Below are 13,289 nucleotides of genomic sequence, written 5' to 3' on the forward strand. Positions count from 1 at the left end.
CTCCACTCACTAAACTGCGTCCGACAATGAGCTAAAGGTAAACTCCTTTATCCGCATGGGCGGTATCAGGGCGCTTTGGCTGCTTTCGCCGCTTACGGTGCGCTCTTGTTTGCCCAGGGCATCCAGGTTGTTCAGCATAATAACCGGGCTCTCGTTAAAGCGCAGGTTTTTTATCGGGAACTTTATCTGGCCGTTCTCTATGTAAAAAGTACCATCGCGGGTAAGGCCGGTAAATAACAGGGTTTGCGGGTCAACCGGGCGTATGTACCATAGGCGGGTAACCAATATGCCCTTTTCGGTACCTTTTATCAGTTCCTCCAGCGTTTGGGTTCCGCCATCCATTATAATATTACCGGGGCCGGGTATAGGCTGAACGCCTTTCTTCTGCGCCCAGTAGCGCGAATAACTAAAATTCTTCACCACGCCTTTTTCTATCCAGCTGCGTTTTACCTGTGGCTGGCCATCGCCGCTCCAACTGCTGCTTGGCAGGTCGGGGTGCGATGGATCGGTATAGATGTTGATACGTTCATCAACCAGTTTTTCGCCCAGTTTGGTTTTGCCACCGGGTTTGCTTAAAAAGCTGCGGCCTTCGTCGGCACTGCGTGCATCAAGGCTGCCGTACAATTGTTCTAACAGTACAATACCGGCGGCAGGCTCCAGTATCACCGTGTACTTACCCGGCTCAATAGCGCGGGCGTTTGATGATCCGCTTGCCTTTTGCGCGGCTATTTTGGTAAATGCCAGCGTATCCAGCTTGGCTACATCGTTATAATCTTTTGTAGCATAACCCGAGCCCTGGCTATCCGCTGTACGCAGGGTGATGGAGAAGTTAATATCCGTAGAAGTGTTATAAGCAAATAGCCCGTGCGAGTTCATCATGGCCGAAAAACCTGAACTGTTTTGTAGGAAGCCCGCGGCAGTCAATTTGTTTTCTTTGGCTACGTTCAGGCTCTGCGCTACCATAGTGGTACGCTGGGCCGGTGTAATGGCGGCTGTTGCCGGCACAAACATACTGGCAGATGGCGCATAGATTTGCGGGCCTAAAAAAGGCATATACTCCGGGTTCTCCGGTGCGAGTTTGGCCAGTTCTTCCGAGCGTTTTACCGCGCTGGAGATGGCCTCATCGGTATATTCATTCAGCGTAACAATGCCCAGTTTTTTGCCAAAGGCAGAGGAGATGGCCATGCTGGTTGAACTTAACGACCCACTGGTTGATACCGAGTTACGGGCGTAACGGATATTGGCAGAGTCGGACCCGTTAAGGCTTACTTCACATTCGTCGGCTTTGGAGTAGCTAAGCGCTTTTTTCAATATCGCTTTGCATTCGTCTTCAGTTAAAATAGCCATATCTTAAATTTTTCTTGCTGTGTTAATTACGTTAACCCCTTTAAACAGGGCAGTTGATGAACCATGAGATACCGCGCTGCTTTGTGCCGGCTGCCCTTTACCGTCGAAGAACGACCCGCCCAGGCGGTAATCGCTTTTATCGCAAACGGCGGCGCAGCTGTTCCAAAACTCCTGCGTATTGGCCTGGTAGGCAACATCATTCAGCATACCTACTATCTTTCCGTTTTTGATCTCGTAATAAAGCTGCCCGCTAAACTGGAAGTTGTAGCGCTGCTGATCGATAGAGAAGGAACTATCGCCCACAATGTAAATGCCTTTTTCTACCTTGCTGATCATCTGCTCCACACTCAGCGGGGTTTTACCCGGTTGCAGCGAAATATTTGGCATGCGCTGGAACTGTACATCCTGCCAGCTTTGCGAGTAGCAGCAGCCCTGCGATTCTTTAAGGCCGATGATATGCGCCTGGTCGCGGATGGCCTGGTAGTTTACCAATATGCCGTCTTTAATAATATCCCATTGTTTGGTGCCAACGCCTTCATCATCGTACCCAACCGCGCCAAGCGAGCCCGGCTGCAGCTTATCGGCCACAATGTTTACATGCTCACTGCCAAACTTGAATTTTTTCGATTCCCATTTATCCAGTGTGAGGAAGCTGGTCCCTGCAAAGTTTGCTTCGTAACCCAGTACACGGTCAAGTTCCGAAGGGTGCCCTACTGATTCATGAATAGTGAGCCATAGGTGACTTGGATCCAGCACAAGGTCATACTTGCCTGGCTCTACCGATTTTGCCTTTAGTTTTTGCGCTGCCTGCAGGGCCGCTGCACCGGCATCTTCCAGCATATCGTAGCGGTCGCGGTACAGGGTGGTAACGCCTTTTATCTTGTCGCTTTCGCGGGGGATGAGGTATTCGTAACCCATGCCGCGCGGGGCGCTTAAGCTGCTGCGGGTTTCAAATTTGCCGCTTTTCTCATCTATTTTGGTGATGCCGAAGATCGGCCATATACGGTGGATGTCCTGGTCTATATAAGAGCCATCTGTAGAAGCAAAGTATTTCTGCTCGTTCACAAAAAACAATACCGACTGCGCGTAGTTAGCGCCATTTTTAAAAGCGGCATCGTTTACAGATAACAGCAGGTCGGTTTTATCCTTCATCGGCACCTCAAAGGCGTTCTTCTCGATGGGGGTTTTCCAGCTTACCTCACCGTACCCTTTTTGCGGGGCCAGTTGCACGGGCTCGCTTTGGATGCGGGCGTTCTCTTTGGCTATGGCCACGGCGTTTTCAGCGGCGCGGGCAATGCTATCGTTATCCAGTTTATCTGTCGCGGCAAAGCCCCAGCAGCCATTGGCAATAACGCGGATGCCCATGCCGTAGCTTTCGGTATCCACAATATTCTCAATGTTTTTATCGCGGGTAACCACAAATTGGTTAAGGTAGCGGCCAATGCGGGCATCGGTATAAGTGGCACCTTTAGATCGCGCCGCGTTGAGGGCAACATCGGCCATGCGCTTTTTCAGGGTTACGTCCACATCGCGCATTCGGGTGCCGGGCACTACCGGACTACCCATGGCGGTCATCCTGCTAAGCATGGTTGCGCTGATGCCCATGCCGGTAAGGTAAAGGAAATCTTTTCTTTTCAAGGTGATACGTTTAAAAGCCTAATATAATGATATAAACATACAGGCGTTAGGGTGCGACTGTCATTTAACAAATTTTAATGCTTTATGATATATGTTTTGGCCAGGTGATCGTGCCAGCCCTGGCGATGATCATCCCAAAAGATGCTTAAAAAGCCTATCCCCAGCACCATGCTGGATAATATTTTACCTAAGTTGCGCGACAACGCCTTACTAAATGAAATGCGCATGCCATTAGCATCAACTACGGATAGTTTACATATTTTTTTGCCCAGCCCGCCCCTTAATGAAGTAGCTTCACAGATGGAGTGATAAGAGATCATAGCCAATATGCCAACTAAGTTTAAAATAGGTTCGGCTTTGGTAGAGCTTTCGTCATCGGTAAGAATAGGGCTGCCGCCTGTTAAACTAAGGATAATAGAAAGCACTATAAAAAACACCGCCACAATAACGATTATAATAATATAATCCAGTAGGTAAGCCAGCAAGCGCCACCAAAACGAGGCCAGGTTAGTGGCAGTGGGGAACAGGTAGCCCTGTTGTTCGAAATATTCGTTAAACTCCGGCAGGTCGCAGGCCTGCTGCCAGTCTTCGTCCAGCGGAGATAGCACCATGGTATGAATGTCAAGACCCATATCCATTAATTCGTATTGCGTGTACGGCCCTGTTTTCTCGCCGTTCTCCAGTATATAGTAGCTGTTTATCATCAAGCGAAAGATAGGTAATAAACAAGGAAATTTACGGCGGCTATCGCAGTTTTGAGCAAATCAATGTCGGCGGCGATTTACTTTGTTTTATAAAATCTTGTAGATACAATTGGGATGCACCCCGCCCCGGCGATCCGGCGCGGCCTGGCATCATTAATAAACTATAGTAACTACGCCTCGCGGCGGATGATGTAGGTTTTGGCGATCATATCGTGCCAGCCCTGGCGGCGCTCGTTCCAAAGGATAGGAAGGAAGCCAATGTTAAGGGGCAAACTCGATAATATTTTGGCGAAATTACGCAGCAAAGCCCGGCCAACGCTAAGCCTGCGCCCATCGGCATCAACCACGGCGAGTTTACATAGTTTTTTGCCTATGCTGCCACGCATTGGGGTAGATTCGCAAAGCGTGCTGTACAATGCCAATAGTACAAACAGCGCAAGGCTGAATTTAAAACGCTCTATAGATTGGGCTGGGGTTGGGTTTTCAATATTGAAAGATTTTGATAGTTCGATAACATAGTCCCGTGCAATGAAAGAGAGCGCTATCGACAATAAAAACAGATCTATAACGTAAGCCAGCAACCTTATCCAAAAGTTGGCCAGGTTCCCTTCGGTAGGGAAGTAAATACCCTGCTCCTCAAAATATTCAAATAATTCGGGTACGTAAGATGCCTCTTGCCACTCCTCGCTGCCGGGTGTTAAAACCATAGTGTTCACATCCAAATCCTGCTCAAGCATTTCTTTGAGCGTGTACGGACCGGTTTGTTCGTCTTTTACCAGGATGTAGTAACTATCGTTCATTTGGGTATTAAATGTGCGCTAAGATAATTAATTAAGGCGCTGTATCAGGAACTCATGGCGTAAACAATAATATTCACCCCGAATTTGGTGTTATCCTCCGCCAGAAACCGCTTGTTGCGGAAATCATAATCCCACTCGCAGCCGTAATCTTTACTGCTGTACAGTACGGCAATGCGCCCGTTTATCTCGATGGCTTTAAGGTAATCGTGCACCAGGTCGTCGCCCCAGCCGTTCAGCTCAAAGGCGGTAGTGGGCGGGCCTTTATCAAAACTAAAGAAGGAGTGATAGAGCTTATGGTTATTGGGGATTTTTTTTAACGCCGCCGGGCCAAACAATGCCGCCATCTGCGCCTCGAATGATTTGGCGAACAGCCCGTCGATATCGTGGTTGCAATCATCAACAAACACAAAGCCGCCGTTTTGCACGTACTTTTTAAAGTTGACCTTCTCGTTCGCATCAAACTGTACCAGCTTGTGCCCGCTGAGGTAGCAGAAAGGGTAGTTAAATATATCGTCGCTGCTAAGCGGGATCACTTTTTCATGCGGATCGATGGGGATGGTGGTATATTCTACCAGCGAATTAAGCAGGTTGGAGGGCATGCGCTGATCGGTGTCCCAATCGCCGCTGTGGTAGCTTAACCTGGTAAAAGTGAATTTTGCGCCTTGTGCCATCTGTTCCAAAAACTCTAAAATTAGGATAAAATTTCTGCCCGCCCTCCATTATAAACCTTGCAATGTTGTAAAGTTTATGATACTTTGTTGAGTTTTTGGTAAAAAAGCAGGGTATTTAGTTAAATTGCCTCACCGTAATGCCTCACCCCGGCCCTCTCCAAAGGAGAGGGAGGCAAAGTGACTTTTCAAGTCCTCTCCTTTGGAGAGGATTTAGGTAAGGCTTTTAGGCAGAGTGAGGAATTAGTGCCGTCGGGGTGAGTTAAATAGCCTGCAAGCAATTAATCGAACATAACATTATTAACACGATAAGATTGGAACTTACCGAACAAAACATAAAAACCCTGCTTGCCAAATTACCGCAGCTGAAAACCGAGATACAAAAGGTAATTGTTGGTCAGGACCATATCCTGGACGAACTGCTGGTAGCCTTTTTAGCCGGCGGTCACTGCCTGCTGGAGGGTGTACCCGGGCTGGCGAAAACGCTGATCGTAAAAACCATGTCGCAGGCGCTGCACCTCGCTTTCAGGCGCATCCAGTTTACGCCCGATCTGATGCCTACGGATATCATCGGCACCGAGATACTGGAAGAAGACCATGCCACGGGCAAGCGTTTCTTCAAATTCAACAAAGGCCCGCTGTTTGCCAATATTATTTTGGCGGATGAGATAAACCGCACGCCGCCCAAAACACAGTCGGCCCTGCTGGAAGCCATGCAGGAATTTGAAGTGACATATGGAGGGCAAACTTATCCGCTGGATAAACCCTTCTTTATCCTCGCAACCCAAAACCCGATTGAGCAGGCAGGCACCTACCCCTTGCCCGAAGCACAGCTTGACCGGTTTTTACTGCTGATAAAAATTGGCTACCCAACCGAGCAGGAGGAGTTTGCGATACTGAACCGTACCACCGGCAGCAAGAAAGCGGAAGTAAAAGCCGTTATCACCGCCGAAGAAATAACCCAGGCGCAGGAACTGGTGAGGCAGGTAACCATAAACGAAGACCTGACGCGATATGTAAGCCATATCATCCGTGCCACGCGGCCCGATACTACGGAGGTAGCCTTTATAAAAGAATGGGTACGCTGGGGAGCTGGTCCGCGCGCAGGGCAGGCATTGATATTGACGGCCAAGGCAAGAGCGTTATTAAAAGGCAGGTATTCGGTTTTGATGGAAGACATTCACGCCATGGCCCCGGCTGTATTAAGGCACCGCATCCTGATGAACTTTAAAGCCGAAGCAGAAGGGATAACTTCTGATAAAGTGACAGAGGAGTTGCTGAAAGTTATAGAAAGAAAAGGGAACCTGGATTAGACAGATTTAGCAGATTTTACGATTAAAATCATGATTATCGTTTAATCCCAAAAATCAAGGTTCAGACAAAAGAAAATCCAAAGAATCCCTTAATCGTATAAATCCCGGTTCTATGCTCGATCCCAAAGTATTAATGACCATTAAGGATTTGCCACTATTGGCGAAAACGGTTATCGATGGCTTTATGAATGGGTTTAACAAAAGCACGGTAAAAGGCCCGGGTTTGGAATTTAGCCAATACCGCAGCTATCAGCCGGGCGACGACCTGAGGTGGCTCGACTGGCGCATGTTTGCCCGAAGCGACAGGTATTACATCCGAGAATCGGAAATTGAGACCAGCATCTCCGTAAGGTTTTTGGTAGATGCCAGCGCATCTATGAACCACGACGACGATGGGGTGAAGAAGATAGATTACGCCCGCTTTTTGGCAGCATCGCTGGCCTACTTAGCCAACCTGCAGGGCGATAGCGTAGCACTGAACGTTTTTAAAGATGGAGAGCTGTTTTCGCTCCCTTCCAAGCCCGATCCACAGCATTTGCAGCGCTTGTTTTACCACTTGCAACAGGTAGAGGCAGGTGGCACATTCACCAAGCCGATCCATTATAAAGAACTTTTTGCCGGCAGTGGCCGCAAAGAACTGCTGGTTTTTATTACGGATATGTACCAGGCCGACGGAGAGATTAACACCCTGCTTACCTCGCTGGCAGCGTTAAAGCACGAGATCATTGTTTTTCACCTGATGGGGCAGAACGAGTTAGATTTTGATTTTAAAGGCTACTCCACCCTGGAGGACCTGGAAACCGGCGAAACCATACAGGTAAATACCCAGCGCGCAAAAGAAACCTATACAGAAAGATTACAGCAACATTTGGCGGCCATCAGGTCGGAGCTATTGGGCAAGCGAATTGCCTACCGCATGTTAAGCACCGCCCAACCACTTGATGAAGCACTGCGGGACTTTTTAGTGCAAAGAAAGAAGGGGGCATTATGAAGCAGGAAATCACCAGGTTTTGTGGCTGCTGTTTACTGAGTAAGGGCTTTGAGAACAAGGATTTTCTAAATAATAATGAATGTCATCCTGAACTTGTTTCAGGACCCCACAGGACAGGTAGCCCCGATGCTAAACCGCCCTGCAGTTCGCCGACTTTGCATATGGGGTGCCGAAATAAATTCGGCATGACGGGATATTTTAAAGATTTTAGGCATTCAAGGTTTCGGACTAATCGCTCTTTCCGGGTCTTTCATGTGCTTTTACAAACCTCAACTCATTTTTCACCACTCACCACTCCCAATAAATGAGTTTCCTATCCCCCATATGGTTCTTCGCATTAGTTGCCATCAGTATACCTGTGCTGATACACCTATGGAATATCCGGCCGGGCAAAACCCTGAAGGTGGGTAGCATATCGCTCATCACTGAAGCCTCTAAAACCACCAGCCGAAGTTTTAAATTACTGGATATTTTACTGCTGCTATTGCGGTGCCTGTTGCTTGCCTTATTGGCGTTCTTTTTAGCGGGGCCGCTATGGGCCTATTTTTCAGCGGAGAAAAAAGCAAAGGGTTGGGTGCTTATACCCAAAGAGAATTTAAAGGAAAGCTACCAAAAATTTAAGCCGCGGGTAGACTCGTTACTGAAAGCAGGTTACGAGTTTCATTATTTTAACAAAGGTTTTGCAAAAGGCGATTTAAAGCAACGCTTAGCCGATACCAGTATGAAAGATACCGCCACCCAGGCAAACTATTGGAGCCTGGTAAAGCAACTGGATGAAAAAGCACGCGATGTGCCGCCGGTCTACTTGTTTACGCCAAATGGGGTTAATCATTTCAGGGGCACGAAGCCGCAAATCAAATCGTACGTCACGTGGAAAACGTATACTCTGGCAGATTCTACCAGCCGCTGGATAGCGGGCGCGTCGTTTACTAATACTGATGCTATTAAAGTTACCCTTGGTGGCAGCGGCCCATCGGGAAGCAGCTTCAGTCTCCAGACCATACAGGCTGGTGGCAATAAAGATATTACGGTGAATGTACAAAACGGGCAGCCCATGGTAAGCCTGAAAAACACCACCCAGTCACCTGTTGCGGTAGATACGACCACACTAAGCATTGCTATTTATACAGATAAATATGGAGTTGATGCCAATTATTTAAAGGCGGCGTTGCAGGCAGCAGCGGCATTCACAGGCAAAAAGGCTGTAGTGAAACAATATACAAACCACAACCAAATTCCCGCGGGGCAAACCTGGCTGTTTTGGTTGTCGGATGCTCAAGTTGATAGCCGCTTGCAAAACATATCGGCAAATATTTTTAAGTATGAGGGCGGGAAAGTAACTGACAGACGCACCCAAATAATCCCCGGCAATATCGCGCTGATGAAAATCATCAGCGCCAAACACATCGGCAATATTTTATGGCGGGACGGTTTTGGCGAGACGGTACTAAGGCGTGAAGAGAAGGGGAAGTCAAATATTTATCATTACTACAGCCACTTTAACCCCGCTTGGAATAACCTGGTTTGGAGTGACGCTTTCCCGAAGGAGATATTAAAGCTGCTAAACAGCCAACCCTACAAAATGCCACCGGACTACGATAAGCGGGTACTCAGCCAGCAACAGCTTTTGCCTTACAATCCGGTTAATAGCTATGCGCCTTCATCTATCACCGCTGTAAACCCCAAGGATATTTCAGAATACTTTTGGCTGTTTCTGTTTGTCGTTTTTGCTGCCGAGCGTTGGTTATCACATAAAACTAAAATCCCAACCAATGGCTGAGCAGGGCATACACAAAATAAACATGCTGCGCCGTCGCTGGGTCACTTACCAGGTGCTGGCAGACGCGGCTTTGTCGGCAGTAATTGCGTTGCTGGCTGCGGGACTATTTTTTATTTTATCGTGGCTGGTATGGTGGGCGTTCCCGGTGTTTTGGGGTTCGTTTGCGGTGATGCTCTCCCTGCACCGCCCATGGCGAATTGGCAATGAGAAAATCACAAGCTTTCTGGATAAGGAATTTCCCGAATTACAAGAGAGCGCGGGGCTGCTTGTATTGCCTGCGGGCGAGTTGAATGTTTTACAATCACTTGCAAGGTCGAACGCGGAAAGTGTACTGTATCATTTGGAAGTGGAGCATAAGCCCTTCGCCAAACGTTTTTGGCGGTCGGCGTTGCTGCTGCTTTTATCGACATTGTTTTTCGTGGCGATAAAGGTGTTATACCATCCGGCAAATGGCAGTAAAATATGGACGAGAGGGATAGGCATCGCAGAGCAATCCTTCCCGATGGAAAAAATTCTGCCACAAATCGACGGGATTGAACTCACCATTACCCCGCCTGCCTACACCCGCAAAGCCAAACGCAGCCAGGACAGGTTTAACCTTTCTGCCGAAGAAGGTGCCACGGTAAGCTGGTTTATCAAAACCAATGTGGCTGTTAAAAATGCTTTCCTGTTGTTTAATGATAAGGAGCGCGTCAACCTGAAAAATATTGGTAACGGCACCGAATGGCAAGCCTCAAAGACGATAAGCCAACCCGGTTTTTATCAGGTGAGTATTGATGGAAAACTGTCGGAATTGTACCAAATCCAGGTAATAAAAGATGCCCCGCCGGTGATCCATGTAAAAGCGCCCAAGCAATACACTTACATTGATGCCGGCGAAGCACAGCAGGTAAATATCAACGCATCACTAACGGATGATTATGGTATCGCCGATGCTTTGATCATCGCCACCGTTGCCAAAGGCCGGGGCGAGGGTGTTAAGTTTAAAGAGTATAAACTGAATTTCAATAATACATTTGGCGGCAACCCCCGGTATGATGTGCAGAAATTGGTGAGCCTCCCTGCGCTGAATATGGAGCCGGGCGATGAGCTTTACTTTTATGTTCAGGCGAAAGATACCCATCAGCAGCAAAGCCGTACGGATGTATTTACCGTTGCCATACAGGATACCGCCGAACTGCTGAGCATGGACGGTGTACTCAGTGGCGCAAATCTGAAACCCGAGTTCTTCCGCAGCGAACGGCAAATTATTATCGATGCTGAAAAATTACTGAAGGACAAGGATAGCATCTCGGTAGAAAAATTTAACGCCCGCAGTAACGACCTCGGTATCGATCAAAAATTGTTGCGCCTGCGCTATGGCAAATTCTTAGGTGAGGAAGACGAAACCGTAGAGGGCCCAAAAACAAGCGACAAGGTGGCCGATCCCGCAGATTTTAGTAATGCCGCCAAAATATTAAAAGAATACACCGACGACCACGACAAAGCCGAAGACGCCCAATTCTTCGAACCGGCCATCAAAGCCCAGCTCAAAGCAACTCTTACCGAAATGTGGAAAGCTGAATTGCAGTTGCGTTTATACAAGCCGCAAACTGCCCTGCCTTTTGCCTACAAAGCATTGCGCTTGTTAAAAGATCTGCAGCAAAAATCCCGTTCGTACGTGGCCAAAACGGCCTATAACCCAACCCCTATCAAACTGGATAAACGCCTCACCGGCGAATTGGATAAAGTTATCCAGCCTGTAAACAAACAGGAAATAAAGCCCGGTACAGATCAGTTTGAGGGCTTGAAAAATGCGGTTGCTGTTTTAGAGCAGCTGAAGATACATCCCGTTTTAAACGCCGCGGATAATAGGGTGTTACAGGTAGCCAATCAACAATTAAGTGCACGTGCTTCGTCACAACCGGGAATATACCTGTCGGCATTGGGCGCTATGCGGAGGATCTTATCAGCACAAAAAGTAAACACAAATGATATCGGCATTGTGGAGCGTGCCATCCAAAAGACGCTTGCCGCGCCCAAAGTGATGCCATCAACCGATGGGCATCCGGCCGATATGGGCCTGTCGCGCAGCTATTATAAAAACCTAAAACAAGCCAAACCATGATGCAGGCCAACTGGACATATATCGTAATTGGGCTCTGCATTTTGCTGGCGGCTGTCCTGGTTTGGCAGGAGGTGAGGCGTACGAGTAAAAAATGGCTGGTGCTGAGAATTATGGCGGTGCTGGCTGCTTCTGTGATGCTGGCCTGTATTGCTTTGCCCGTAGCGTATCATCAGGTCGACGCGGCAAATGAGGCTGAAAAAGTTATCCTGCTCACGGATGGCTTTAGTGCAGATAGTCTAAACAATGCGGTAAACCGGATGCTGTTCACTTTAGATAAGGATGTAAAAAAGGGATATCCGAAGGCAATCTTATTAAGCGGCATAGATGAACTGGCTGATACGCTAAAAGCCCAAACGCTGCATGTTTATGGCCGCGGTTTAAGCGATGCCGAGCTGGAGCAATTCACTAATACGCCTCTCGTTTTCCATCCTTCGGTGCAGCCCGGGGGGGTGGCCCATATCAGTTGGAACCCCAAATTAAAAACTGGCAGCGACCTTCGGGTACAGGGCAGCTACAATAACCCATCGGCACAACCGGTACAATTGCTGTTAAAGGGCTTAAATACGATTTTAGATACGGTAACTATTAAACCTCATAGTCAATCAAATTTTGAACTAACCGCAACCCCGAAAATCACAGGGCGCGTGGTTTACAGTCTGCAATCTGTTATAAATGGCGATACGCTTACCGAGGGCAGCATACCCCTGCAAGTGGAGGCAGTTATGCCGTTAAAGGTATTGATGCTATCCGCCTCGCCCGATTTCGAAACCAAGTTTTTAAAGAACTGGCTTGGCCAAAATGGCTATGGAGTAGCCGCCCGCTCTGCCATCAGCAAGGATAAATACAGCAGCGAGTTTATTAACATTCCCCAAGTCTCTTTAGAGAGGCTGTCGGCATCCTCTCTAAATAAATTTGATGTGGTAATAGGTGGTCTCTCGGCGTTCGGCGCACTTAGCAGCGCGGATGCAGCAGCGTTAAAACAGGAAGTAGAGAATAATGGCTTAGGCATTATTGCACGGGCGGACAGCGCTGGGAAAACCCTTTGGCTGCAAAAGGACTTTCCGCTTGAAAAACCCGTGGGCAAGGAAACAGTATCCCCGCTTATCGTCAACGGCAAAAAAAGCGCGTCCGCGCAACTCAACACTGGCAACCAATTTATCCGCTACCAAAACGGTACGCAGCCCTTAGTCGCCACTCCGCAAAACCACATACTGGCCGGCAGCACCATCGCCGGCTGGGGTAAATTGGTGTTTACCACTTTGGATAATACTTACAGCTGGACCTTAGGCGGCAATCAGCGGGATTATTCGGCCTTATGGTCGGCACTTATCAGCTCTGCTGCGCGGCAAGACACATCGTTACAAAACACAATTACAGCATTGGCTATCCCCGTAGTCGGTGAGCCGGTTCAAATACAGTTGGTCAACAACAAAGCTCCGTCAGTATTGGTTAATGGCGAAGCTGTAGCCGCCGCACAAAATATGGCCGTTCCCTTCGAGCGAAATGCAACCTATTGGCCGGGTGCACAAGGCTGGCAGTCTGTACAGCAAAATAACACGACTGCCTGGTTTTACGCGTACCATAACGGCGAATGGGAAGGGGTGAAAGCAGCCACTAACATTGCCGCTACCACCAACTATGCCGAAGCGCATACGCCCGGCGGTATTGTAACGAAACAGATACAACAAAAACTTCGGATTGAAGTGCCGAAAATTTACTTTTATATCCTGTTGCTTGCGGCGTGTACATTTCTGTGGGTGGAGAAAAAGTTATCGTGATAACATGGCGCCTCCAAAAAAGGGCCATGTGCGATTCCCCTGTCAAGAGCAATAGCCTATCATTAGACAGACGGGTAACTCATAAGACGTTCCGCTGGAACGTTAGAGGGTTCTTTGGCATTTTCTACCCATAAAACATCCCGAAGGGATGAAGAAACAAAAT

General features: G+C 48.2%; 10 protein-coding genes. 5 read left to right on the forward strand and 5 right to left on the reverse strand.

The annotated features are described in order from the left end of the window. Nucleotides 1–9 precede the first annotated feature (9 nt). From ABIX36_RS00440 to ABIX36_RS00460, 5 genes are all read right to left on the reverse strand, one after another. Nucleotides 10–1,347, reverse strand: a complete 1,338-nt coding sequence (locus ABIX36_RS00440) for a TldD/PmbA family protein (RefSeq protein WP_348080212.1) — start codon at nucleotides 1,345–1,347, stop codon at nucleotides 10–12. Between the two features lie 3 nt (nucleotides 1,348–1,350). Further along, a complete protein-coding gene (locus ABIX36_RS00445; protein WP_348080213.1) occupies nucleotides 1,351–2,985 on the reverse strand; it encodes a TldD/PmbA family protein in 1,635 nt (544 codons plus the stop codon). Nucleotides 2,986–3,059: 74 nt separating this feature from the next. After that, complete coding sequence (locus ABIX36_RS00450) at nucleotides 3,060–3,689, reverse strand: RDD family protein (protein ID WP_348080214.1); 630 nt, start codon at nucleotides 3,687–3,689, stop codon at nucleotides 3,060–3,062. 170 nt (nucleotides 3,690–3,859) lie between these two features. Beyond that, nucleotides 3,860–4,489: an RDD family protein gene (locus ABIX36_RS00455; protein WP_348080215.1), complete on the reverse strand. Its 630-nt coding sequence runs from the start codon at nucleotides 4,487–4,489 to the stop codon at nucleotides 3,860–3,862. Nucleotides 4,490–4,533: 44 nt separating this feature from the next. Further along, nucleotides 4,534–5,160 (reverse strand): DUF4159 domain-containing protein, encoded by a 627-nt coding sequence (locus ABIX36_RS00460; RefSeq protein ID WP_348080216.1) that lies wholly within the window; start codon nucleotides 5,158–5,160, stop codon nucleotides 4,534–4,536. A 311-nt stretch (nucleotides 5,161–5,471) separates the two neighbouring features. Between ABIX36_RS00460 and ABIX36_RS00465 the strand changes: the two genes are divergently transcribed. From ABIX36_RS00465 to ABIX36_RS00485, 5 genes are all read left to right on the forward strand, one after another. Continuing rightward, complete coding sequence (locus ABIX36_RS00465; RefSeq protein WP_348080217.1) at nucleotides 5,472–6,470, forward strand: MoxR family ATPase; 999 nt, start codon at nucleotides 5,472–5,474, stop codon at nucleotides 6,468–6,470. Nucleotides 6,471–6,582: 112 nt separating this feature from the next. Further along, nucleotides 6,583–7,461 (forward strand): DUF58 domain-containing protein, encoded by an 879-nt coding sequence (locus ABIX36_RS00470; protein WP_348080218.1) that lies wholly within the window; start codon nucleotides 6,583–6,585, stop codon nucleotides 7,459–7,461. Between the two features lie 304 nt (nucleotides 7,462–7,765). Continuing rightward, on the forward strand, nucleotides 7,766–9,241 hold the full coding sequence (locus tag ABIX36_RS00475; protein WP_348080219.1) for a BatA domain-containing protein: 1,476 nt from the start codon (nucleotides 7,766–7,768) through the stop codon (nucleotides 9,239–9,241). Next, nucleotides 9,234–11,348, forward strand: coding sequence for a DUF4175 family protein (locus tag ABIX36_RS00480; RefSeq protein ID WP_348080220.1), 2,115 nt, complete (start codon nucleotides 9,234–9,236; stop codon nucleotides 11,346–11,348). The genes ABIX36_RS00475 and ABIX36_RS00480 overlap by 8 nt, the downstream gene beginning before the upstream one ends. Further along, nucleotides 11,345–13,126, forward strand: coding sequence for a hypothetical protein (locus ABIX36_RS00485; protein ID WP_348080221.1), 1,782 nt, complete (start codon nucleotides 11,345–11,347; stop codon nucleotides 13,124–13,126). The genes ABIX36_RS00480 and ABIX36_RS00485 overlap by 4 nt, the downstream gene beginning before the upstream one ends. The last annotated feature ends 163 nt before the right edge of the window (nucleotides 13,127–13,289 follow it).

The sequence above is a fragment of the Mucilaginibacter sp. genome (assembly GCF_039925265.1).
In the GTDB taxonomy this organism is placed as follows: Bacteria; Bacteroidota; Bacteroidia; order Sphingobacteriales; family Sphingobacteriaceae; genus Mucilaginibacter.

Coding starts and splice junctions, on each gene's coding strand:
- ABIX36_RS00440 (WP_348080212.1), bottom strand. CDS start 1,347: ATGGCTATTTTAACTGAAGACGAATGCAAAGCGATATTGAAAAAAGCG.
- ABIX36_RS00450 (WP_348080214.1), bottom strand. CDS start 3,689: ATGATAAACAGCTACTATATACTGGAGAACGGCGAGAAAACAGGGCCG.
- ABIX36_RS00455 (WP_348080215.1), bottom strand. CDS start 4,489: ATGAACGATAGTTACTACATCCTGGTAAAAGACGAACAAACCGGTCCG.
- ABIX36_RS00460 (WP_348080216.1), bottom strand. CDS start 5,160: ATGGCACAAGGCGCAAAATTCACTTTTACCAGGTTAAGCTACCACAGC.
- ABIX36_RS00470 (WP_348080218.1), top strand. CDS start 6,583: ATGCTCGATCCCAAAGTATTAATGACCATTAAGGATTTGCCACTATTG.
- ABIX36_RS00475 (WP_348080219.1), top strand. CDS start 7,766: ATGAGTTTCCTATCCCCCATATGGTTCTTCGCATTAGTTGCCATCAGT.
- ABIX36_RS00480 (WP_348080220.1), top strand. CDS start 9,234: ATGGCTGAGCAGGGCATACACAAAATAAACATGCTGCGCCGTCGCTGG.
- ABIX36_RS00485 (WP_348080221.1), top strand. CDS start 11,345: ATGATGCAGGCCAACTGGACATATATCGTAATTGGGCTCTGCATTTTG.